Genomic DNA, 19218 nt, shown 5'->3' with positions numbered 1-19218 from the left:
CTGATCAGGGGCTTTGTTGCCAGTGATCACTGGCTTGTTTGTGGGGAGTGTGAAAACCCGTTACTCACGGGTACCCAAAGCGTGCGGCTGGACGTACTCTCGCCCTCATGACGGACTCGCAGGCCTCCACGTCCACCTCCGCAGCCCCGCTCGGCACCAACCCGGTGGCCGCCGCCCCCGCGGGGGTGCGCACCGCCGCCGATGTGGTGACTCCCGAGGTGGTCGCCCAGCTGACCCGGGGGGTGGCCGGATCGGGCCGCACGGCCAACCACACCCCCTTCACCGGGGAGAAGCTGGCCGACCTGCCGGAGTCCACCCCCGAGGACGTGGCGAGCGCCTTCGAGCGGGCCCGCGCCGCCCAGCCCGCCTGGGCCGCGACCCCCGTCCGCGCGCGGGCCGCCGTACTGCTCCGCTTCCACGACCTGGTGCTCAGCCGCCAGGCCGAGGTGCTCGACCTCATCCAGCTGGAGACCGGCAAGGCCCGGCTGCACGCCCACGAGGAGGTGCAGGCCGTCGCCGTCGCGGCCCGCCACTACGGGCGCAAGGCCGGCTCGTACCTGAAGCCGAAGCGGCACACCGGAGTCGTGCCGACCCTCACCAAGGTCACCGAGCTGCGCCAGCCGCGCGGCGTCATCGGGCAGATCGCGCCGTGGAACTACCCGTTCGAGCTGTCCGTCGGCGACGCGCTGCCCGCGTTCGTCTCCGGCAACGCCGTCGTGATGAAGCCCGACACGGAGACCGCGCTGACCGCGCTGTGGGCCCGTGACCTGCTGATCGAGGCCGGACTGCCCGCCGAGGTGTTCCAGGTCGTCCTCGGGGACGGACCCGTCGTCGGCCCCGAGGTCGTCAAGCACGCCGACTACGTCTCGTTCACCGGCTCCACCCGCACCGGCCGCGAGGTCGCGCAGGGCGCGGCGGCCCGGCTCGTCGGTGTCTCGCTGGAGCTCGGCGGCAAGAACGCCATGCTGGTCCTGAAGGACGCCGACGTGGAGAAGGCCGCCGCGGGCGCCGTCCGCGCCTGCTTCTCCTCCGCCGGTCAGCTCTGCATCTCCATCGAGCGGCTGTACGTCCACGAGTCGGTCGCCGACGACTTCGTGGCCCGCTTCGCCGCCCGCACGAAGGCCATGCGGCTCGGCAACTCCCTCGCGTACGGCGCCGACATGGGTTGCCTGGTCGGCGAGCGCCAGCTGGAGACCGTCACCCGGCATGTCGCGGAGGCCGTCGAGAAGGGCGCCAGGCTCGTCGCGGGCGGGGTCGCCCGGCCCGACATCGGTCCGCTGTTCTACGAGCCGACCATCCTCGACGGCGTCGAGGCGCCGATGGCCGTGTGCAGCGAGGAGACCTTCGGCCCGGTCGTCTCCATCTACCGCTTCACCGACGAGGACGAGGTCGTCGCCCTCGCCAACGCCACCCCGTACGGCCTGAACTCCAGCGTCTGGACCAAGGACTCCGGGCGCGGCCACCGGGTCGCCGCCCGGCTGCGGACCGGCACCGTCAACATCAACGAGGGGTACGCCCCCGCGTACGGCAGCGTGCAGTCCCCGATGGGCGGCATGAAGGACTCCGGACTCGGCCGCCGGCACGGCTCCGAGGGCATCCTCAAGTACACCGAGGCGCAGACCGTCGCCCAGCAGCGGCTGATTCCGCTCGCCCCGTCCTTCGGTATGGACGACGAGAAGTACGCGGCGTTCATGAGCGTCAGCCTCAAGGCGATGAAGGCGTTCCGCCTGCGCTGACCCCGGTGGCACCGCAGCACCTTCCGCCCGTTCCGTACCGAGGAGAGCCATGTCCCAGGACAGCCCTGCCCAGAATCGGCCCGTCGCGCCGGAAGGAACCGACGACGACGCCGCCTACGACTACGACGTGCTCGTCGTCGGCTCGGGCTTCGGCGGTGCGGTGTCGGCCCTGCGGCTGACCGAGAAGGGGTACCGCGTCGGGGTGCTGGAGGCGGGCCGCCGCTTCACCCCCGGCACCCTCCCCAAGAACTCCTGGGACCTCAAGAACTACCTGTGGGCCCCCGCCCTCGGACTCTTCGGCATCCAGCGCGTCCATCTGCTCGGCAATGTGATGGTGCTCGCCGGTGCGGGCGTCGGCGGCGGCTCGCTCAACTACGCCAACACGCTGTACGTGCCCCCGGCGCCGTTCTTCGAGGACCGCCAGTGGGCGGCCATCACCGACTGGCAGGACGAGCTGAAGCCGTACTACGACCAGGCCAGGCGGATGCTCGGGGTCCGGCTCAACCCGACGATGACCCCCTCCGACGTCCATCTGAAGGCGGCCGCACAGGCGATGGGGGTCGGCGACACCTTCCACCTCGCCCCGGTCGGCGTCTTCTTCGGCGACGGCAAGGACGCCGACGGCACGGCGAAGGCGAAGCCCGGCGGCACGGTCGCCGACCCGTACTTCGGCGGCGCGGGCCCCGCCCGCAAGGCCTGCACCGAGTGCGGCGAATGCATGACCGGCTGCCGCCACGGTGCGAAGAACACCCTCAACGAGAACTACCTCCACCTCGCCGAGAAGGCCGGAGCCGTCATCCACCCGATGACCTCCGTCGTCGCGATCACCGACGACCCGGCGGGCGGATACCACGTCGTCACCGTCCCCACCGACCGCCGCAGGAAGGCGAAGCCCACGCGGCTGCGCGCCCGCAAGGTGGTCGTCGCGGCCGGCACGTACGGGACGCAGACCCTGCTGCACACCATGAAGGACAAGGGGCTGCTGCCCCGGCTCTCGGCCCGGCTCGGCGAGCTGACCCGTACCAACTCCGAGGCGCTCGTCGGCTCGCAGACCAGCGACCGGCGCTACCGCAAGAAGCACGGCACCCCGAAGGCCGACTTCACCCGGGGCGTCGCGATCACCTCCTCGATCCACCCCGACGAGAACACCCACATCGAGCCGGTCCGCTACGGCAAGGGCTCCAACGCGATGGGCTCGATGTCCATCCTCCAGGTGCCCTACGGCGGCCGACGGGTGCTCGGCTGGCTCGGCAACATGGCCAGGCACCCGACTCTCGCCGTGCGTTCGCTCTCCAATCGCCGCTGGTCGGAACGGACCATCATCGGGCTCGTCATGCAGTCGCTCGACAACTCCCTGACGACGTACCGAAAGCCGGGCGGCATAGGGAAGGGCCTGCTCACCGCCCGGCAGGGGCACGGCGCGCCCAACCCGACCCAGATCGAGGAGGCGACGCGCGGCGCCACGCTGCTCGCCGAGGAGATCAACGGCTTCGCGGGTTCGAACGTGGGCGAGCTGATGGGCACCCCGCTCACCGCGCACTTCCTCGGCGGCTGCCCCATCGGCGCCACCGCCGACGACGGGGTGATCGACCCGTACCACCGGCTCCACGGGCACCCCGGCATCTCGGTGGTCGACGGCTCGGCGGTCTCCGCGAACCTCGGTGTCAACCCGTCGCTCACCATCACCGCCCAGGCCGAGCGCGCCATGTCCTTCTGGCCCAACAAGGGCGAGGCGGACCCGCGCCCGGCACCGGGCGAGGCGTACGAACGGCTGGCGGCGGTCGAGCCGCGGTCGCCGGCCGTGCCGAAGGACGCCTTCGGCGCGCTGAAGCTGCCGTTCCTCGGGCTGCCGACCGTCCCGCCGAAGAAGCAGCCGTAGGACGCTCCGGGACGGCGGAAGGGGCTGCACCCCCCTCCGAGTGCAGCCCCTCCCCGTTCACGGTGACCCGACGCGTCACACGCCGGCGTCACCGTTCCTGCGGCGCCGCACGAGGAACATCGCGCCCGCGCCGAGCACTACGGCCGCGCCGCCCGCGGTGGCGAACACCGGCAGCGCGGAGGACGAACCGGTCTCCGCGAGGCTGCCGGACACCTTGCCCGTCGGGTTGTCGGCCGGCTTCGTGGACGGAACCGGGGCGCTGCCGCCCGTCTGCGGTGTCGAACCGCTCCCGCCGGACTCCACGATCTTGAACTTGTACGCGACGTCGCTGACGCCCATGCAGTCCTTGTCGCCCACGTACAGACCGGCACCGAGCGTGAATCCGGCGCCGACGGGGGCGGTCGGCTTCACATTGATGCGCAGCGGGATGTCGACCTCGTACCCCGCGGGGATCTCGTCGGACTGGCCGACGTAACCGACCGCGCGGCCGTCCTCGCTGAGCTCGACCCACTTGTCGGTCTCCGGGTCGAGGGCCTGGAGGCTGACCTGCTTCGAGCGGAAGAGGTCGTTGCCCGCCTTGTCGGAGGAGGCGCCCGCGAAGTAGTCGATCTCCTTCACGGCGGACTTCGAGGAGTTGTAGACGTTCATCTTGAACGCGTGCCAGCCGCTGCCCCGGGCGATCCGGCCGGGCAGGCCGTTGACGGAGATGTCCAGGTCGGACTTGGCGCACTCGGCCGGCTCCTCCGGGCCCTCGGACTCCGACGGGGAGGCGGACGCGGACGACGAGGCGCTCGCCGAATCGCTCGGGGTCGCGCCGACGGCCTCGCCCGGGGCCGGACCGGTGCTCTCGGAGGTCTCGCCCGGACCGGGTGTGCCGGACTCCTCGCCGGTCTCCCCGGCGGGTGCGGACGCGGACTCGGAGGCGGACGCGCTCGGCTCGGTCGCCGGGGACTCGGAGCCGCTCGGCGAGGGCGAGCCGGTGGCCCCGGCGGCGGCGGTCCCGTCCGTCGTCACGGCGAACGCGGCGGGGGCGGCCAGGACCGCGGCAGGGGCGATGACTGCCGTGGCGGCGGCGAGTGCCAGGGCGCGGCGAAGCTTCATGGTGACCTCGGAAGTCCGGCGTAGCGCGGTGCGCGATACGGGTTTCGGGACGGGCCCGTCGTGAGGGGGCACGAGCGGGGCCGGTGGTTCCGCATGGTTGACCAGCGGTCCGCCGCAATGGTTGTCCGGATGCTCACAGAACCTTTATGTGACGCCCCTCACGTCCACTTCCACGGGAAGCAGCCCCTGCTTCCAAGGGAAACGGCCCCGCTCGCACGGGAAAGGGCCCCGCGGACCGGGTTCGGGTTCGGTCGGCGGGGCCCTTCGTACGTCGGTGCCGGGACGCGGCCCGCGTCGCGCAGGCCGTTTCGACTGGATCTCAACCGGATACGGCCGGCTCCGGGCGTCCCCGGAGCCGGCCGTATCCTGGGGTGACCGGGCTGCTGTCCCCTGCCGACCGGTCACGCACGCTGGGGCGCGGTCCCACGGCGCACCTGCAGCGCGCCACACGCTCCAGCGGAGCCACGCGTGGTTTCCTTCCAGAGCCGCCCCTGGCTGGCACGGACACCGGGACCAACGAAGCCGCGCCGGACCCGGTCACGCGCCGTACGGGTGAGAGTCGGCCCGAACTGGGATACGCCGGGGGACCCCCGGCCCGCGGGGCGTCACGCCCGGCCGCGGCACAGCTCCAGCAGCGTCATGGCGAGGGAGGTGCCGGGCCTGCCGAGCGCGTCCCGGTACGAGGCCAGGATCTCCATCTCGCGGGAGAGGCTGATCCGGCGACCGCCGGAGGTGATCCGGGCCTCCTGGATGACCGCCGAGACGGCCATCCGCTCCTGGACGAGTCCGATGATCCGGTCGTCGAGGGTGTCGATGCGGGCCCGTGCGTCGTCGATCAGCGTGGCTGCCTCTTCGGTGTGCGCACCGGTCTTCTCGGCGGTGGTCTTCGCCTGGGCGGTCTTCGCGGGGGCGGTGCTGGTCATGGTGGTGACTCCTCGTGGGGTGTGGTCCCCGAGGCCGACCGGTCCGTAACGCCAAGGCGCCCCGGGCCTTTCGGCCCGGGGCGCCTGGAACGTTGCTTGGGATCAAGCAGCACGACCATGGCAGCCGGCGGGCCGGATGCCATAGGTAAAGACGAAGGTCGTGTGCTGCTGCATGGAACTCAGTATGGCCCCGCTGCCGAGGGCGGGCCAACACGGGGCCCGGATGCTGAGACACCGGGTCCGGCCGGGCCCCTGCCGGAGTCCGCCCCCGCGCCCCCGTACGGGCGGGACGACGGGGGACTCCGCAACCCCGGTAGAATCGACAAAACAGACCCCCCTTCACCGCCGGAAGGCCGCCCGTGCCAGCAGCACCCCCCGCCGCCCCCGACACCACCACCGACGTGGTTCTCGTTGTCGACTTCGGCGCGCAGTACGCCCAGCTCATCGCCCGACGCGTCCGTGAGGCCCGGGTCTACAGCGAGATCGTCCCGTCCACCATGCCGGTGGCCGAGATGCTGGCCAAGAACCCCCGGGCGATCATCCTGTCCGGCGGCCCCTCCTCGGTGTACGCGGAGGGCGCGCCCTCCCTCGACCGTGCGCTGTTCGAGGCCGGGGTCCCGGTCTTCGGCATGTGCTACGGCTTCCAGCTGATGGCCACCACGCTCGGCGGCACCGTCGACGACAACGGTGCCCGTGAGTACGGCCGTACCCCGCTCACCGTCTCCAAGACCGGCTCCACGCTCTTCGAGGGCACCCCCGCCGAGCAGTCGGTCTGGATGTCGCACGGCGACGCCTGCTCCGCCGCCCCCGAGGGCTTCACCGTCACCGCGTCCACCGACGTCGTGCCGGTCGCCGCCTTCGAGAACGACGAGAAGAAGCTCTACGGCGTCCAGTACCACCCCGAGGTCCTGCACTCCACGCACGGCCAGCAGGTCCTGGAGCACTTCCTCTACCGCGGCGCCGGCATCGAGCCGACCTGGACCACGACCAATGTGGTCGAGGAGCAGATCGCGCTGATCCGCGAGCAGGTCGGCACCAAGCGCGCCATCTGCGGTCTGTCCGGCGGGGTGGACTCCGCGGTCGCCGCGGCCCTCGTGCAGAAGGCCATCGGCTCCCAGCTGACCTGCGTGTACGTGGACCACGGTCTGATGCGCAAGGGTGAGAGCGAGCAGGTCGAGAAGGACTTCGTGGCCTCCACCGGAGTCCAGCTGAAGGTCGTCGACGCCGAGGAACGCTTCCTGGCCGCGCTGGCCGGGGTCTCCGACCCCGAGCAGAAGCGGAAGATCATCGGCCGCGAGTTCATCCGCGTCTTCGAGCAGGCCCAGGCCGAGATCGTCGCCGAGGGCGCCGCCGGCGGCGAGGAAGTCGCCTTCCTCGTCCAGGGCACGCTGTACCCGGACGTCGTCGAGTCCGGCGGCGGCACCGGCACCGCCAACATCAAGTCGCACCACAACGTGGGCGGCCTCCCCGAGGACATCGAGTTCCAGCTCGTCGAGCCGCTGCGCCAGCTGTTCAAGGACGAGGTCCGGATGGTCGGCCAGGAGCTCGGCCTGCCGGAGGAGATCGTCCAGCGCCAGCCGTTCCCGGGTCCCGGCCTCGGTATCCGTATCGTCGGCGAGGTCACCAAGGAGCGGCTCGACCTGCTCCGCGAGGCCGACGCCATCGCCCGCGAGGAGCTGACCGCGGCCGGCCTGGACCGCGACATCTGGCAGTGCCCGGTGGTCCTGCTCGCCGATGTCCGCTCGGTCGGCGTCCAGGGCGACGGCCGCACCTACGGCCACCCGATCGTCCTGCGTCCGGTCTCCTCCGAGGACGCCATGACGGCCGACTGGTCGCGCCTGCCGTACGAGACGCTCGCCCGGATCTCGACCCGCATCACCAACGAGGTCGCCGACGTCAACCGCGTCGTGCTCGACGTGACGAGCAAGCCGCCGGGCACCATCGAGTGGGAGTGACCCCTCCCGCAAGGCCAATGCCGATGCCGTCGCTCATTCGTTTGGGCGGCGGCATCGTCGTATGAGCTGGGTACGCTGGCTGAGGAGACGAGACTCTGCCCCATGGGAGCAATCATGAGCGCCGCACCCGAGCCCAGGCTTGAGAAGCAGCGGTGCCGGTGGCCTGTCCCGCCCGAGGGCGGATGGACAGCGGACGACCTCGACCGGATTCCGGGCCTCCCGCCCCACACCGAGCTGATCGACGGGCGTCTCGTCTTCATGAGTCCGCAGCGGAAATTCCACACCCGCACCATGTGGTTGCTGGAGCAGGCTCTGCTTGCGCATCTGCCGCACGATCTCGACGTCGACCGGGAAATGGCCATCAGGCTCGACAAGAGGAATCGCCCGGAGCCCGACATGGTGGTGTACCGGGCGGAGGCGGACACCGGAGCCGACCAGACCTGGTATGCGCCCGAGGACGTGGTCCTGGCCGTGGAAGTGGTCTCACCCGATTCCCAGGACCGTGATCGTGACGTCAAGCCGCGCAAGTACGCCGCCGCCGGAGTAGTTCACTTCTGGCGAGTGGAGGCGGATGCCGACGGTTTGCCGATCGTGTACGTGTACGAGCTCGACCCGGCCCGGCAGGCGTACACCCCGACGGGGATCTACCACAACAAGCTCAGCCTGGACGTGCCGTTCCGGATCGAAGCGGACCTCACCCAGATCTACAGCCGCGGCAGGTAGTCGGCCTGTGCCCGGGGCGGTTTTCCCGGTGAATCGCCCCCGGCACCCCTGGCCACTTGCGGCAACCGGCGGTAACTTCCGGTCCCGTACGCCCTGGGAGCCCCGAGGAGCCGCCATGTCCGAGCCCACACCCATACCTGTGGACCAGCTCCACTTCGCGATGCCGCCCGTCCACGAATCCGTGGCCGACGAGCGCGGGTACCGCAAGGAACGACTGGCCGGGGCGCTCCGGCTGTTCGGGGAGTACGGGTACGAGGACGGCGTCTCCGGCCACATCACCGCACGGGACCCGGAGTTCACCGACTGCTTCTGGGTCAACCCCTTCGGGGCCCCGTTCGACGGGCTCACGGCGGACGAGCTGATCCTGGCCAACGGCGAGGGGCAGGTCGTCGAGGGGCGCCACCACGTCAACCAGGCCGCCTTCGCCGTCCACGCGCAGGTGCACCGGGCCCGCCCGGACGTCGTCGCCGTCGCGCACACCCACTCCGTGCACGGACGGGCCCTGTCCGCGCTCGGCGAGCTCATCGAGCCGATCACCCAGGATTCCTGCGCCTTCTACGAGGACCACGTGCTGTACGACGCGTACACCGGGGTCGTCGTCGACGAGGACGAGGGGCGCCGGATCGCCGCCGCGCTCGGCGGGCACAAGGCGATCGTGCTGCGCAACCACGGGCTGTTGACCGTCGGCGACTCGGTGGACGCGGCCGCCTGGTGGTTCATCGCGCTGGAGCGCTCCTGCCAGGTGCAACTGGCCGCGCGGGCCGCCGGGAAACCGGTACTGATCGAGCACCGGGACGCGGTCGCCACCCGTGACCAGCTGGGCAGCGACCTGGTGGCATGGATCAACTACCAGCCCCTGTGGCGCCGGATCAGTCGCACATTCTGACGACACGCGCCGACGGACCGCCCCGATGCGGTCCGCGGCCCTGTCGTACGGCACAATTCGCTGCAATAGCAGCCGAGTTGGCTGCACCGGGGCTTGAAAGGGCGGCGTTCTCAGTGGCGTTGGACGAGGCGAGGGCGAGCAGCACGCACGGGGGCGGCTGCACGTGCGGCGACTGCCCGCACGGGGCGCGCGAGGGCCACCGGCGCGCGGTGGCCGCGTTCCTGGCCAAGCGGGACGAACTCGCCGCGGGCCAGGGGCTGCCGCCCGGGGTCGCGCAGTCCGTGTCGGCGACCCGCCAGTGGGTCTCGGACGAGCTGACCCAGTCCGCCAGGACCGTCGCCGAACGGGGCCGGGAGGCGGGCGACGCCTGGCTGTACCGGGTGTGGCGGCGCACCCTGATCGTGGTGTGGGGCGGCGTCGCCCTGCTGATCATCGGCGAGGCCGCCACCGCCATCGGCGCGGGCTGGACCAACGCCCGTACGGCGGGGCTGGTCGCCGGACTCGTCACCGCCGGCCTGCTGACCGGCGCCGCCCATGTCCACCGGGCCCGCGGGGGCCTGCTCGCCCCGTTGATCGGCGAGGACAACCGGCTCTCCACCTCCCGGGCGGTCGCCGTCTCCTGGGTGCTGCTCGCGGTCTTCTCCGTGCTCGTACTGGCGCTCCAGCTGGCGGGCGCCTCCGGCCACGCCGAGCGCGACGGACTCATCGAGGGGCTGGATCTGGCCCGGGGCGCCGGCGTGGTGACCGTGCTCGCGCTGGTGTGCGCCGTCGCCGTCGTCGTACGCCGGGTGGTGACCGTACGGGCCCTGTCGGGGCGCCTCCAGAAGCTGCGGGCCGACCGGCCGCGCGCCGCCGATCTGCTCACCGACGACTCCGGGCGGGGCAGCTTCACGGATGTGCAGTACGTGCTGGTGAGCACCGTCGCCGTGCTGTTCGCCGCGGTCCGCCTGGCCCGCCGGCCCGAGCAGCTGCCGGACCTGCCCTGGGGCCTGGCGCTGCTGGTCACCGTCTCGGCGCTCGCCTACTTCGCCGGGAAGTACGCGGAGGGCGGGCGTCCGGTGATCCTCTCGGTGGTCCGGGCCCGCGAGGCCGGGGACCTGGACGCGCCGGTCCGTACCGGCGACGACATCGAGATCCGGGGCGCGGGCTTCGTGCCGCCCGGCGCCGGGACCCCGGACCGGCTGGCCCGCATGGTCGTCCGGATCGGCCGGGTCCATGTGCATGTGCCGCTGATCCCGGTCACCGGCGGCTTCGCCAACCCGACGGACGGCGTCCTGACCGTGCCGGTACCGGTGGAGGTCGAGCCGGGGCTGGTGGAGGTGCAGGTCGTGACCGCCGCCGGAGTGGAGACGAACCGGGTCGAGATCGACGTGACGGACTGACCGCGTGGTCCGGGGCCGCCCGGGGGAACGGCGGGTACCGGGCCGGACGACCCACCGGGTGAGCAGTGCGTTCTCCGCGTACGTATGGTCTGGTGACGGGTCTACGGAAGGTGGGGCAGCCACATGCAGGGATACGGCACGAACGTACGCGGTCTGGGCGAGGCGAGAGGGCTCAAGGACGTGGCGCGGGAGCACGCCCTGCTGCCCCTGCGGATCTTCCTCGGCGTCACCTTCATCTACGCCGGGCTCGACAAGCTGACGGACAGTGCCTTCTTCCGGGCGAGCGGCCCCGGCTCCATCGGCGAGACCATGCACGCGGTACGCGACTCGTCCGCGATCCCGGCCCTCGTCGACCTCGCGCTGAAGAGCCCCGGAGCCTTCGGGTACGCCATCGCCATCGGTGAGCTCGCCGTCGGCCTCGGCACCTTCTTCGGGCTCCGGGCCCGGCTCGCCGCGCTCGGCGGGGCGCTGATCTCGCTGAGCCTGTGGCTGACCGTGAGCTGGCAGGTCACGCCGTACTACTACGGCAACGACCTGGCCTACCTCATGGCCTGGCTGCCGCTGGTGCTCGGCGGGGGCGCAGCGTTCTCCGTGGACGCTCTTCTGGCGTCACGGCGGCGACGGATCAGGTAGTTCACCCAGGTCGCGGTGGCGGCCAGCCAGAAGCCGCCGAAGAACAGCGCGAAGAAGAAGACCCACGGGGCGTCCCAGGCGCCCGCGGCGTCCGCCGTGTACCCCGCCGCCAGCGCGAGCATCACCACGCCCGCCACCGCCCGTCCGGGACGGATCTCATGACGCAGCACGGGTGACCTCCACCTGTCCGATGCCGACTTCGAGAGTGAGCTCGACCGTTCCGGCCGGTCTGCTGCCCGAGGGCGGCGGAAGCGTCCGGTGCTCCCGCCGCGCGGCGTCGACGTCCACCTCGCGCGGCCCCCCGATCAGGGCCTCGCCCGGACTGCTGACCGGCAGCGTGATGTCGCCGACGCCCGCCTGCGCGTCCACCTTCACCGTCACGTCCTTAGGTACGACGACGACCGCGCGGCCCGCCCCGACGTTCACCTCCGTCGCGACGGTGTCGCCCCGCGGGACCGTGATCCCGGTGAGGTCCAGCCGTGCCACCCCCGTGCCCAGCCGGTAGTGCGGCTGGACCGCCGCCACCGAGGTGGGCCGCCACCCCTCGCGCACCCACTGGGTGGTGATGTTCTTGGGCAGCGCGGACGCGCCCGCCAGCAGGGCGGCCGTGATCATCGCCAGCATGACCGTGCCGAACCCCGTCCGGCCCAGGAACGAGCTGACCAGCATCCCGAGCCCGAACACCGCGAGCGCACCGGCCAGGCCGAACTGCAGACTCGTACCGAACGGCTGGGACTCCCAGCTCAGCCCCGTGCCCAGGCCTCCCGCGATCAGCGCGAACAGGAACACCAGGCCGCCGATCGAGGTCGGGCCCCTGGTACCGGGCTCCCGCCGGGGCGCGCGGAACGAATCGTCCTGCGCGGCGCCCGCGGGGTGTGCCGCACGGGCCGGGAGCGTCGCGTCGGCCGGACCCCACAGATAGCCGGCGGCCACCGGCCCCGATGTGCCGTCCTTGACGATCGGGTCCCGCCACCACGACGGGCTGCCCGGCGACGGCGGCGCCTTCACCTCGGGGGGCGCGTCCGCCACCGCCTGCGCGGTCGCCGGATGCAGCGGGTCCTCGGGCGCCGCGGTCCTGCGGTGCTGCGTCCATACGGCGAAGCCGACGACCGCGAGCGACAGCATCGCGGAGAACGCCAGCGTGCCGCCGTTGCCCAGCATGGAGAGGAAGAGACCGCAGCCGATCAGCGCGAGCAGCACCGCGATCAGCGAGGCCCCCTCCACCCGGCCGGACAGCAGCCTGCGCGCCTCGTTCTCCTCCTCGCCGTCCACGGGGACCAGCAGCCAGGCGAAGCCGTAGAAGATCAGCCCGATGCCGCCGGTCACGGACAGCACACCGAGCACGATCCGGAAGATCACCGGATCGACGTCGCAGTACCGGCCGAGCCCGCCGCACACCCCGGCCACGACCTTGTGCTGCGGACTGCGCCGCAGCAGAGGCGCCGGTTCGGGGGGCGGAGCGACACCGGGGGAGGCGTCCTGGGGAACGGTCATGGCTCCATGGTGACGGGCCGAGAGCCCGTCCGGGACCCGCGGCGACCCTGGCCGATCCCTGATATTGGCCGGCCGGGCCCCTGAGGGCCGGCCCCGGTCCGCCGGACAGGCCCTCGCCCCCGGCCCGTGCTCTCAGGGTCGATTAGGGGGCCGACCCTGATGCCGCCACCCGCACGGACATGTGACGATCGGGGCATGTCAGCCGCCACGACCCGAGCCACCAGCTCCCGCAACGCAGAACCGGAGGAGCCACCGCTGCGCAAGCTGTACCGCAGCGCCGACGGACGGCTGCTGGGCGGCGTCGCGCGCGGTCTCGCCGGGCATCTCGGACTGCCCGTCGTCTGGGTGCGGTTCGTCTTCCTCGGCCTGTTCTTCGCGGACGGCCTCGGCGCGCTGCTCTACGCCGTGTTCTGGATCGTCGTCCCGCTCGGCGTCGGCGGCGTCGAGGCGCCGCGCTCGGTCTTCGAGACCGCCCCGGACGGCGGGCGCCGGCTCCGCAAGCCCGACAAGGGCCAGATCTTCGCCCTGATCGCGCTGGTCTTCGGCGCCATGATCTTCGTCGGCAACGTCGACATGGGCAGCGGGGCCAACCGCTACATCTGGCCCACGCTGCTGATCGGCGCCGGTTCCGTACTGGTGTGGCGGCAGGCCGACAACGCCCGGCGCGCCCGCTGGATGGAGGTCGGCAGCCGGCGCAGGGTCCTGCATCTGGCCCGGGGGCTCGCCGGGGTCGCCCTGGTCGGCCTGGGCCTGGCCGTCTTCATGGTGGTACGCGGCTCCGCGGCCCAGCTCGGCAACGTCCTGACCGCTGCCATCGCGGTCCTCACCGGTATCGCGCTGCTGGCCGGCCCCTATCTCGTCCGCATGACCCAGGACCTTTCCGAGGAACGCACGATGCGCATCCGGGCGCAGGAGCGCGCCGAGGTGGCCGCCCATGTCCACGACTCGGTGCTGCACACCCTCACCCTGATCCAGCGCAACGCGGAGGACCCGGGCGAGGTCCGCAGGCTCGCCCGCGCCCAGGAACGGGAGCTGCGCAACTGGCTGTACAACCCCGAGGGCACCGGCAAGGACGAGGACGACGAACCCGAGACCCTCGCCGAAGCGGTCAAGCGCGCCGCCGCCGAGGTCGAGGACAAGCACGGTGTCCCGCTGGAGGTCGTCGTGGTCGGCGACTGCCCGCTGGACGAGAAGCTGACCGCGCAGATGCAGGCCGCACGCGAAGCGATGGTGAACGCCGCCAAGTACGGTGGCGAGGGCGGCGCCGTGCAGGTCTACGCGGAGGTCGAGGGCCGCACGGTCTTCGTCTCGGTGCGCGACCGGGGGCCGGGTTTCGACCTGGACTCCGTACCGGGGGACAGAATGGGCGTACGAGAATCAATCATCGGCCGGATGCAGCGCAACGGCGGCACGGCGCGGCTGCGTCCGGTGCCCGGCGGGGGCACGGAAGTCGAGCTGGAGATGGAGAGGGCGAGCGATGACCAAGACCACTGAGGCGGCGGCCGGGGGCCCGGAGCGCCGGGTACGGGTCGTGCTCGTCGACGACCACCGGATGTTCCGCACCGGCGTCCAGGCCGAGATCGGCCGCACCGAGGAGACCGGCGTCGAGGTGGTCGGCGAGGCCGCCGACGTCGACCAGGCGGTCAACGTCATCACGGCGAGCCGCCCCGAGGTCGTCCTCCTCGACGTCCACCTGCCCGGCGGCGGCGGCGTCGAGGTGCTGCGCCGCTGCGCCCCGCTGATGGGGGCCGTCGAGAACCCGGTGCGGTTCCTGGCGCTGTCCGTGTCGGACGCCGCCGAGGACGTCATCGGCGTCATCCGCGGCGGTGCCCGCGGCTATGTCACCAAGACCATCACCGGCACCGACCTGGTCGACTCGGTCTTCCGGGTCCAGGACGGCGACGCGGTGTTCTCGCCCCGGCTGGCCGGCTTCGTCCTCGACGCCTTCGCCTCCACGGACGCACCGCCGGTCGACGAGGACCTGGACCGGCTGACCCAGCGCGAGCGCGAGGTGCTGCGGCTGATCGCCCGCGGCTACGCGTACAAGGAGATCGCCAAGCAGCTGTTCATCTCGGTGAAGACGGTCGAGTCCCATGTCTCGGCGGTGCTGCGCAAGCTCCAGCTGTCCAACCGCCACGAGCTGACCCGGTGGGCCACCGCCCGACGGCTGGTCTGAGCCCGCCGACGGGCTTGGCCTGTCGGCGGGTTCGGCCTGTCGGCGGGCGGCGGGCGCGTCAGGCCGGGGCGAGCGAGATGTTCAGCTTCTCGTCGACCCGGCGGTAGCCGATGCTCGCGTAGATCCGCTCCACATCGGCGTCGCCCGGCTCCAGCCACACCACCCGGCAGCCGCGCTCGAAGGCGGTCGCGGTCAGATGGGCGGAGAGCGCGGCGCCGATGCCGCGGCGGCGGTAGGCGTCGGCGACGGCGAGACCGGCCAGTTCGGTCAGGCCGTCGACCGGGACGGAGCAGCCGCCCGCGCCCGCCGGTACGCCGTCGACGGTGGCGAGGGCCGCGACGCCGCCGCCCCGGGCCGCGGTGCGCAGCCATTCCGCCGCGCCGTCCTCGGGCTCGCCGCTCTCGCCGTATCCGTGGTGCTGGACGAGCGCGGCGGCGGCGAACTCCGCTTCGGTGGCCGGTTCGGCGATCGTGAGGGAGTCCACCGGCTTCGGCGGCAGCAGGTCGCCCGGCGTGCAGGCCATGACCGGGGCCCGGTTCTCGACGGTGAACCCGGCGGCGAGCAGCGCGGGTTCGACCGCGGGCGCCGAGCCGGGCAGGAACTCCAGCCGGGGCAGCCGGTCGTGCTCGCGGAACGCCGCGATCAGCGCGTCGAGATCCTCGGCCGTCGGCTCGGCGTCCCGGTCGGGTATGGCGTAATTGGCGTACTTGCTCGACCAGGTGGGGTTGTACCGCACGGTGAAGGGCCCGACCCGGAGGTGGTCCGGGGAGCGCTGGGCGAGCGTACGGGCATGGTTCTGGACATCGGCGTCCATGGGCATGTGGGGTTGTCCTCCGGCCGGTTGGGCGACGGCGGGCCGGTCCGAGGGCGGTCCGGCCCGAAGGCGGTTGCTCCGATGGCGGGTTGCTCCGGATCGGAGACGGGAGTCTAGGGCCTCTCGTTTGGATCGGGCCGGATCAGGCACCGGGGCACGCGAGCCCGGCAGGATCCAAACGAGAGGCCCTATGCCACCCGGGTGGCCCCGGCGAAGGGCATATGGTCGACCGGCGCGATCCGGACCGGTGCTCCGGGGCGCGGGGCGTGGATCATCTGGCCGTTGCCGACGTAGAGCCCGACGTGGCTGATGCCGGAGTAGAAGAACACCAGGTCGCCCGGCGCGAGTTCGGAGCGCGAGACGCGCCGCCCGGCGTTGATCTGGGTGTACGTGGTACGGGGGAGCGAGACGCCGGCGGAGCGCCAGGCGGCCTGGGTGAGCCCGGAGCAGTCGAACGAGGAGGGGCCCGTGGCGCCCCAGACGTACGGCTTGCCGAGCGCCCCGTACGCGAACGCGACGGCCTCGGCGGCGCGGGCGTTCGGCGCCCGGACGGAGTCGCGCGCGGTGCTCCGGTCGGCGCGGGCGGCGGAACGCGCGCCGTCGGCCGGTCCGTGGTCGGAGTTCTCGTAGGCGGTGCGCTCGGGCGGGCTCAGCCGGTCGAGGAGCCGCTGCGCGTCGGCCAGCTTGGCCGTGATCGTCGCCTTGTGCTTCTTCAGTTCGGCCCGGCGGGCGGCCAGTGCGGCCAGCTCTCCCTTGGCCTGCGAGCGCAGGGTGGCGATCTGGGCGACCTGCCGCCGGACCTTGTTGAGCGCGGCGGCCTGGCGGTCGCCGATCCGGTCCACGTACGACGCCCGTTCCAGGTACTGGTCGGGATCGGAGGAGAGCGCCAGCTGCACGGACGGGCCGAGGCCGCCGGTGCGGTACTGCGCGGCGGCGAACGAACCCAGCGCGTCGCGCGAGGCGTTGAGGCGCTCGGTCCGGCGGGCGGCCTCGTCGCGCAGGGTGTCGACGGCGTCCTCCGCGGCGGCGGCCTTCTCCTTCGCGCCGTTGTACTGCTCGGTGGCGACCTCCGCGTCGTGGTACAGCCGGTCCACCTCGGCCTTGACCTGGGCGGGGGTGCGCTGCGGATCGGCGTGCGCCGGTCCGGGCAGTACCGCGGCGGTGGCGGCCCCGGCGAAGGCGAGGGTCGCCGCGGTGCGGGCAGCAGGGCCGGTGTACGGGCGCTGCTTGGGTTTTCGATGCGCTGCCACGAGGGCGTGCGTCCTTCCTGACGACTGCCCGCCGGGGGCTACCGGCGGGCCCGCCCGATCTCTCGGCGGGGCGACCGGTGCGCCGTCCGCGTACGGAGCGGCGGTGAAGCCGGTCACCTGCTCAGGGACGCTAAACCCGGGGCACGGGCAGGAGTCGTAATGACGCTTATTGTCTGAATTTGGCGTGGCAATGTCGTCCAGTGATCGGAAAAATTGCACCAGAGTCAGGCGATTGGTACAGGCGCGAGCGAAGTGGTCGGGAAGGTGTACCTGCCTGTCGAGTGGTGATATGGCCAGGGCTAGGCTGCGGCCTCATGGACGTACTCATTCATGTCTTCGTCGCCCTGCACATCATCGGTATCGCCTCCCTGCTGGGCGGTTTCCTGACCCAGATGAAGGCGATGGGCGCGGGCACGGCCCGGTTCGTCCCGGCGATGCTGCACGGTGCGCTGACCATGCTGGTCACCGGTGTCGCGCTGGTCGGGCTGAACGAGGCCGACGGCAATCACGTCAACAACATCAAGATCGGCGTCAAGCTGCTGGTCCTGGTCGTCGTCCTCGCGCTCGTCTACATCAAGCGGGACGACGAGAAGGCCGACAAGGGCGCCTTCGCGGCGGTGGGCGGGCTGACGATGCTCAACATCTTCATCGCCACGCTCTGGACCTGATCCCGCCGTGCGGCCCCGGCCCCCGGCCGTCCGACGGCCGGGGGTGACGGTGCGAGCCGCTACGCAGGCCGCACGCTGCCGTAGATCGGCATGTAGTAGATCGACTCCTCGCGCACGTTCGCCCCGGGCTTCGGCGCGTGGATCATCATCCCGTCGCCCTTGTAGATGCCGACGTGGCTGATGTCGTCGTAGAAGAAGACGAGGTCCCCCGGCCGCAGATCCGCCGTGGCGACCCGGGTACCGATCTTGACCTGGTCCCACGTGGTCCGCGGGATGTCCACGCCCGCGGACTTCCACGCCGCCTGGGTGAGTCCGGAGCAGTCGTACGACGCCGGGCCCGTGGCACCCCAGACGTACGGCTTGCCCAGCTGGGCCCTGGCGAAGGCGAGGACCTTCTCCGCCTTGGCGGTGGCGCCGCTGTCCGAGCCGGTCCCGGTGCCCGTCCCCGTACCGCCCCCCGACTCCTTCGCATCCTCCTCGGCCTTGCGGTCGGCCTCGGCCTTCGCGGCGGCCTGCTGCTTCGCCAGCTCCCGCGCCTTGCGCCTGGCCTCCGCCTCCTTCTTGCGCTCGATCGCCGCGAGCCGCGCCTTCTCCTCGGCGGTCAGCTTCGACAGCAGCGTGCGCGCCTCGCCCAGCTTCTTCTGGACGTTCTGCTTGCTGGTGCGCAGGGTGGTCTGCGTCGTCGTCAGCGTCTCCAGGCTCCGCACCGCCTCGGCGCGCTTCTTCGACGCCTTGGCCTGCTGCGTACGGAAGTCCGTGATCGCCTTCTGCTGCCGGCTGGTCATCCGGTCCATCAACTGGCTCTGGTCGAAGTACGACTGCGGGTCGTCGGCCAGGAAGAACGTGGCGCTCGGCGTGATGGAGCCGCTGCGGTACTGCGCGGCCGCGTAGGTGCCGAGCGTCCTGCGCGCGTCGTTGAGCCGGTCGGCGCGCTTCGCGACATCGTTCAGCAGGGCGTCGACCTTGGCGCGCTGGGTGGCGGAGGCTTCCTTCGCCTGGTTGTACTGCTGGGTCGCGGTGCCCGCCTGCCGGTAGAGGTCGTCGACCTTCTTCTGGACGTCCTCGACGCCGGGCTTAGGATCCGGGGCGGCCATGGCGCTCTGCGTGGAGAGCAGGGTCACGGACGCCAGGGCCGCCGTGGTGAGCCCGACGGCCGGTGCGGTGGTGCGCACCCGGGTGCGAGGTTTGCGATGCGACGCCAAGGCGGCATCTCCTTCCGTGGACCGCCTACCGGGTTAGCTGTCGGGTTCGGGCGGAACGGAAGGCTGCCCTACGGTCCGAGTGGGGATAAGGACCGATTCACCCCGGTACTGCGTGTGGGTCCCCGGTTCCGAACTCCCGTGGGGGCAGCCCGGATTCGGCGGGGGCGCCCGCTCGGCGTGGTTCGCCTCAAGGGGGTACGGGCCGCCCGGTCGAGCACGCTAGCCAACCCATGGTGCTGCTGTGAAGGTTGATGTTCGATATGCCCGATACATTTTCGTGACCTTGCCGCGGCGGGTGATGGAGGCCCGGAATTTCTTACGTGGAGTGGTTGCTCGAACCCTCTGCGTGTCCGGTGCGCTGTGTGCGGTTGGTCATGCGGCCTCCGGGTGTCGGTG

At 71.8% G+C, this 19218-nt stretch carries 17 protein-coding genes and 1 riboswitch; of the genes, 11 read left to right on the top strand and 6 right to left on the bottom strand.

What is annotated here, in order from left to right:
• The first annotated feature begins 107 nt into the window (after positions 1 to 107).
• Positions 108 to 1736, top strand: coding sequence for a succinic semialdehyde dehydrogenase (locus ACFV8T_RS06180; RefSeq protein WP_385325159.1), 1629 nt, complete (start codon positions 108 to 110; stop codon positions 1734 to 1736).
• Between the two features lie 49 nt (positions 1737 to 1785).
• Complete coding sequence (locus ACFV8T_RS06175) at positions 1786 to 3615, top strand: GMC oxidoreductase (protein WP_385325158.1); 1830 nt, start codon at positions 1786 to 1788, stop codon at positions 3613 to 3615.
• A 75-nt stretch (positions 3616 to 3690) separates the two neighbouring features.
• Here ACFV8T_RS06175 and ACFV8T_RS06170 read toward each other — a convergent pair whose 3' ends face one another.
• Together ACFV8T_RS06170 and ACFV8T_RS06165 are read right to left on the bottom strand one after the other, a co-directional pair.
• Complete coding sequence (locus ACFV8T_RS06170) at positions 3691 to 4716, bottom strand: LAETG motif-containing sortase-dependent surface protein (protein WP_385325156.1); 1026 nt, start codon at positions 4714 to 4716, stop codon at positions 3691 to 3693.
• Between the two features lie 605 nt (positions 4717 to 5321).
• The gene (locus tag ACFV8T_RS06165; protein WP_385325154.1) at positions 5322 to 5639 is read right to left on the bottom strand and encodes a chorismate mutase; all 318 of its coding nucleotides are present in this window, start codon (positions 5637 to 5639) and stop codon (positions 5322 to 5324) included.
• Positions 5640 to 5998: 359 nt separating this feature from the next.
• Here ACFV8T_RS06165 and guaA point away from each other — a divergent pair, with 359 nt between their 5' ends.
• The 6 genes from guaA to ACFV8T_RS06135 all read left to right on the top strand — a co-directional run bounded on the left by guaA (position 5999) and on the right by ACFV8T_RS06135 (position 11380).
• Positions 5999 to 7594 carry a glutamine-hydrolyzing GMP synthase gene (gene guaA / locus ACFV8T_RS06160; RefSeq protein ID WP_385325152.1) on the top strand — a complete coding sequence of 532 codons (1596 nt, stop codon included), beginning with the start codon at positions 5999 to 6001 and terminating at the stop codon, positions 7592 to 7594.
• 114 nt (positions 7595 to 7708) lie between these two features.
• On the top strand, positions 7709 to 8317 hold the full coding sequence (locus tag ACFV8T_RS06155; RefSeq protein WP_385325151.1) for a Uma2 family endonuclease: 609 nt from the start codon (positions 7709 to 7711) through the stop codon (positions 8315 to 8317).
• A gap of 115 nt (positions 8318 to 8432) precedes the next feature.
• Positions 8433 to 9203 carry a class II aldolase/adducin family protein gene (locus ACFV8T_RS06150; protein ID WP_385325150.1) on the top strand — a complete coding sequence of 257 codons (771 nt, stop codon included), beginning with the start codon at positions 8433 to 8435 and terminating at the stop codon, positions 9201 to 9203.
• A 113-nt stretch (positions 9204 to 9316) separates the two neighbouring features.
• Complete coding sequence (locus ACFV8T_RS06145) at positions 9317 to 10585, top strand: hypothetical protein (protein ID WP_385325149.1); 1269 nt, start codon at positions 9317 to 9319, stop codon at positions 10583 to 10585.
• A 123-nt stretch (positions 10586 to 10708) separates the two neighbouring features.
• The gene (locus tag ACFV8T_RS06140; RefSeq protein ID WP_385325147.1) at positions 10709 to 11218 is read left to right on the top strand and encodes a DoxX family protein; all 510 of its coding nucleotides are present in this window, start codon (positions 10709 to 10711) and stop codon (positions 11216 to 11218) included.
• A 15-nt stretch (positions 11219 to 11233) separates the two neighbouring features.
• A complete protein-coding gene (locus tag ACFV8T_RS06135) occupies positions 11234 to 11380 on the top strand; it encodes a hypothetical protein (protein WP_385325146.1) in 147 nt (48 codons plus the stop codon).
• On the opposite strand, the gene ACFV8T_RS06130 is transcribed toward ACFV8T_RS06135, so the two are convergent.
• Positions 11375 to 12712, bottom strand: a complete 1338-nt coding sequence (locus tag ACFV8T_RS06130; RefSeq protein ID WP_385325145.1) for a PspC domain-containing protein — start codon at positions 12710 to 12712, stop codon at positions 11375 to 11377. The two genes, ACFV8T_RS06135 and ACFV8T_RS06130, sit on opposite strands and share 6 nt — an antisense overlap.
• A 195-nt stretch (positions 12713 to 12907) precedes the next feature.
• On the opposite strand from ACFV8T_RS06130, the gene ACFV8T_RS06125 reads away from it, so the two are divergent.
• Together ACFV8T_RS06125 and ACFV8T_RS06120 are read left to right on the top strand one after the other, a co-directional pair.
• On the top strand, positions 12908 to 14206 hold the full coding sequence (locus ACFV8T_RS06125; protein ID WP_385325143.1) for a PspC domain-containing protein: 1299 nt from the start codon (positions 12908 to 12910) through the stop codon (positions 14204 to 14206).
• On the top strand, positions 14190 to 14888 hold the full coding sequence (locus ACFV8T_RS06120) for a LuxR C-terminal-related transcriptional regulator (protein ID WP_385325142.1): 699 nt from the start codon (positions 14190 to 14192) through the stop codon (positions 14886 to 14888). Before ACFV8T_RS06125 ends, ACFV8T_RS06120 begins: the two co-directional genes overlap by 17 nt.
• A gap of 58 nt (positions 14889 to 14946) precedes the next feature.
• Here ACFV8T_RS06120 and ACFV8T_RS06115 read toward each other — a convergent pair whose 3' ends face one another.
• Both ACFV8T_RS06115 and ACFV8T_RS06110 read right to left on the bottom strand, forming a co-directional pair.
• Entirely contained in the window at positions 14947 to 15708 is a 762-nt protein-coding gene (locus ACFV8T_RS06115) for a GNAT family N-acetyltransferase (protein ID WP_385325140.1), read from the bottom strand.
• Positions 15709 to 15890: 182 nt separating this feature from the next.
• Positions 15891 to 16952 carry a C40 family peptidase gene (locus tag ACFV8T_RS06110; RefSeq protein WP_385325138.1) on the bottom strand — a complete coding sequence of 354 codons (1062 nt, stop codon included), beginning with the start codon at positions 16950 to 16952 and terminating at the stop codon, positions 15891 to 15893.
• Positions 16953 to 17266: 314 nt separating this feature from the next.
• Here ACFV8T_RS06110 and ACFV8T_RS06105 point away from each other — a divergent pair, with 314 nt between their 5' ends.
• Positions 17267 to 17620, top strand: a complete 354-nt coding sequence (locus ACFV8T_RS06105; RefSeq protein WP_266415314.1) for a hypothetical protein — start codon at positions 17267 to 17269, stop codon at positions 17618 to 17620.
• 59 nt (positions 17621 to 17679) lie between these two features.
• Here the strand turns inward: ACFV8T_RS06105 and ACFV8T_RS06100 are convergent, their stop codons facing one another.
• Positions 17680 to 18822, bottom strand: a complete 1143-nt coding sequence (locus ACFV8T_RS06100) for an NlpC/P60 family protein (protein ID WP_385325136.1) — start codon at positions 18820 to 18822, stop codon at positions 17680 to 17682.
• A gap of 6 nt (positions 18823 to 18828) precedes the next feature.
• Positions 18829 to 18993, bottom strand: a riboswitch (cyclic di-AMP (ydaO/yuaA leader).
• Positions 18994 to 19218 lie beyond the last annotated feature (225 nt).

This window comes from Streptomyces sp. NPDC059832, from assembly GCF_042731715.1.
Taxonomy (GTDB): domain Bacteria; phylum Actinomycetota; class Actinomycetes; order Streptomycetales; family Streptomycetaceae; genus Streptomyces.
Note: the sequence above shows the minus strand (reverse complement) of the source record. Positions and strands in the feature narration are given on the sequence as shown.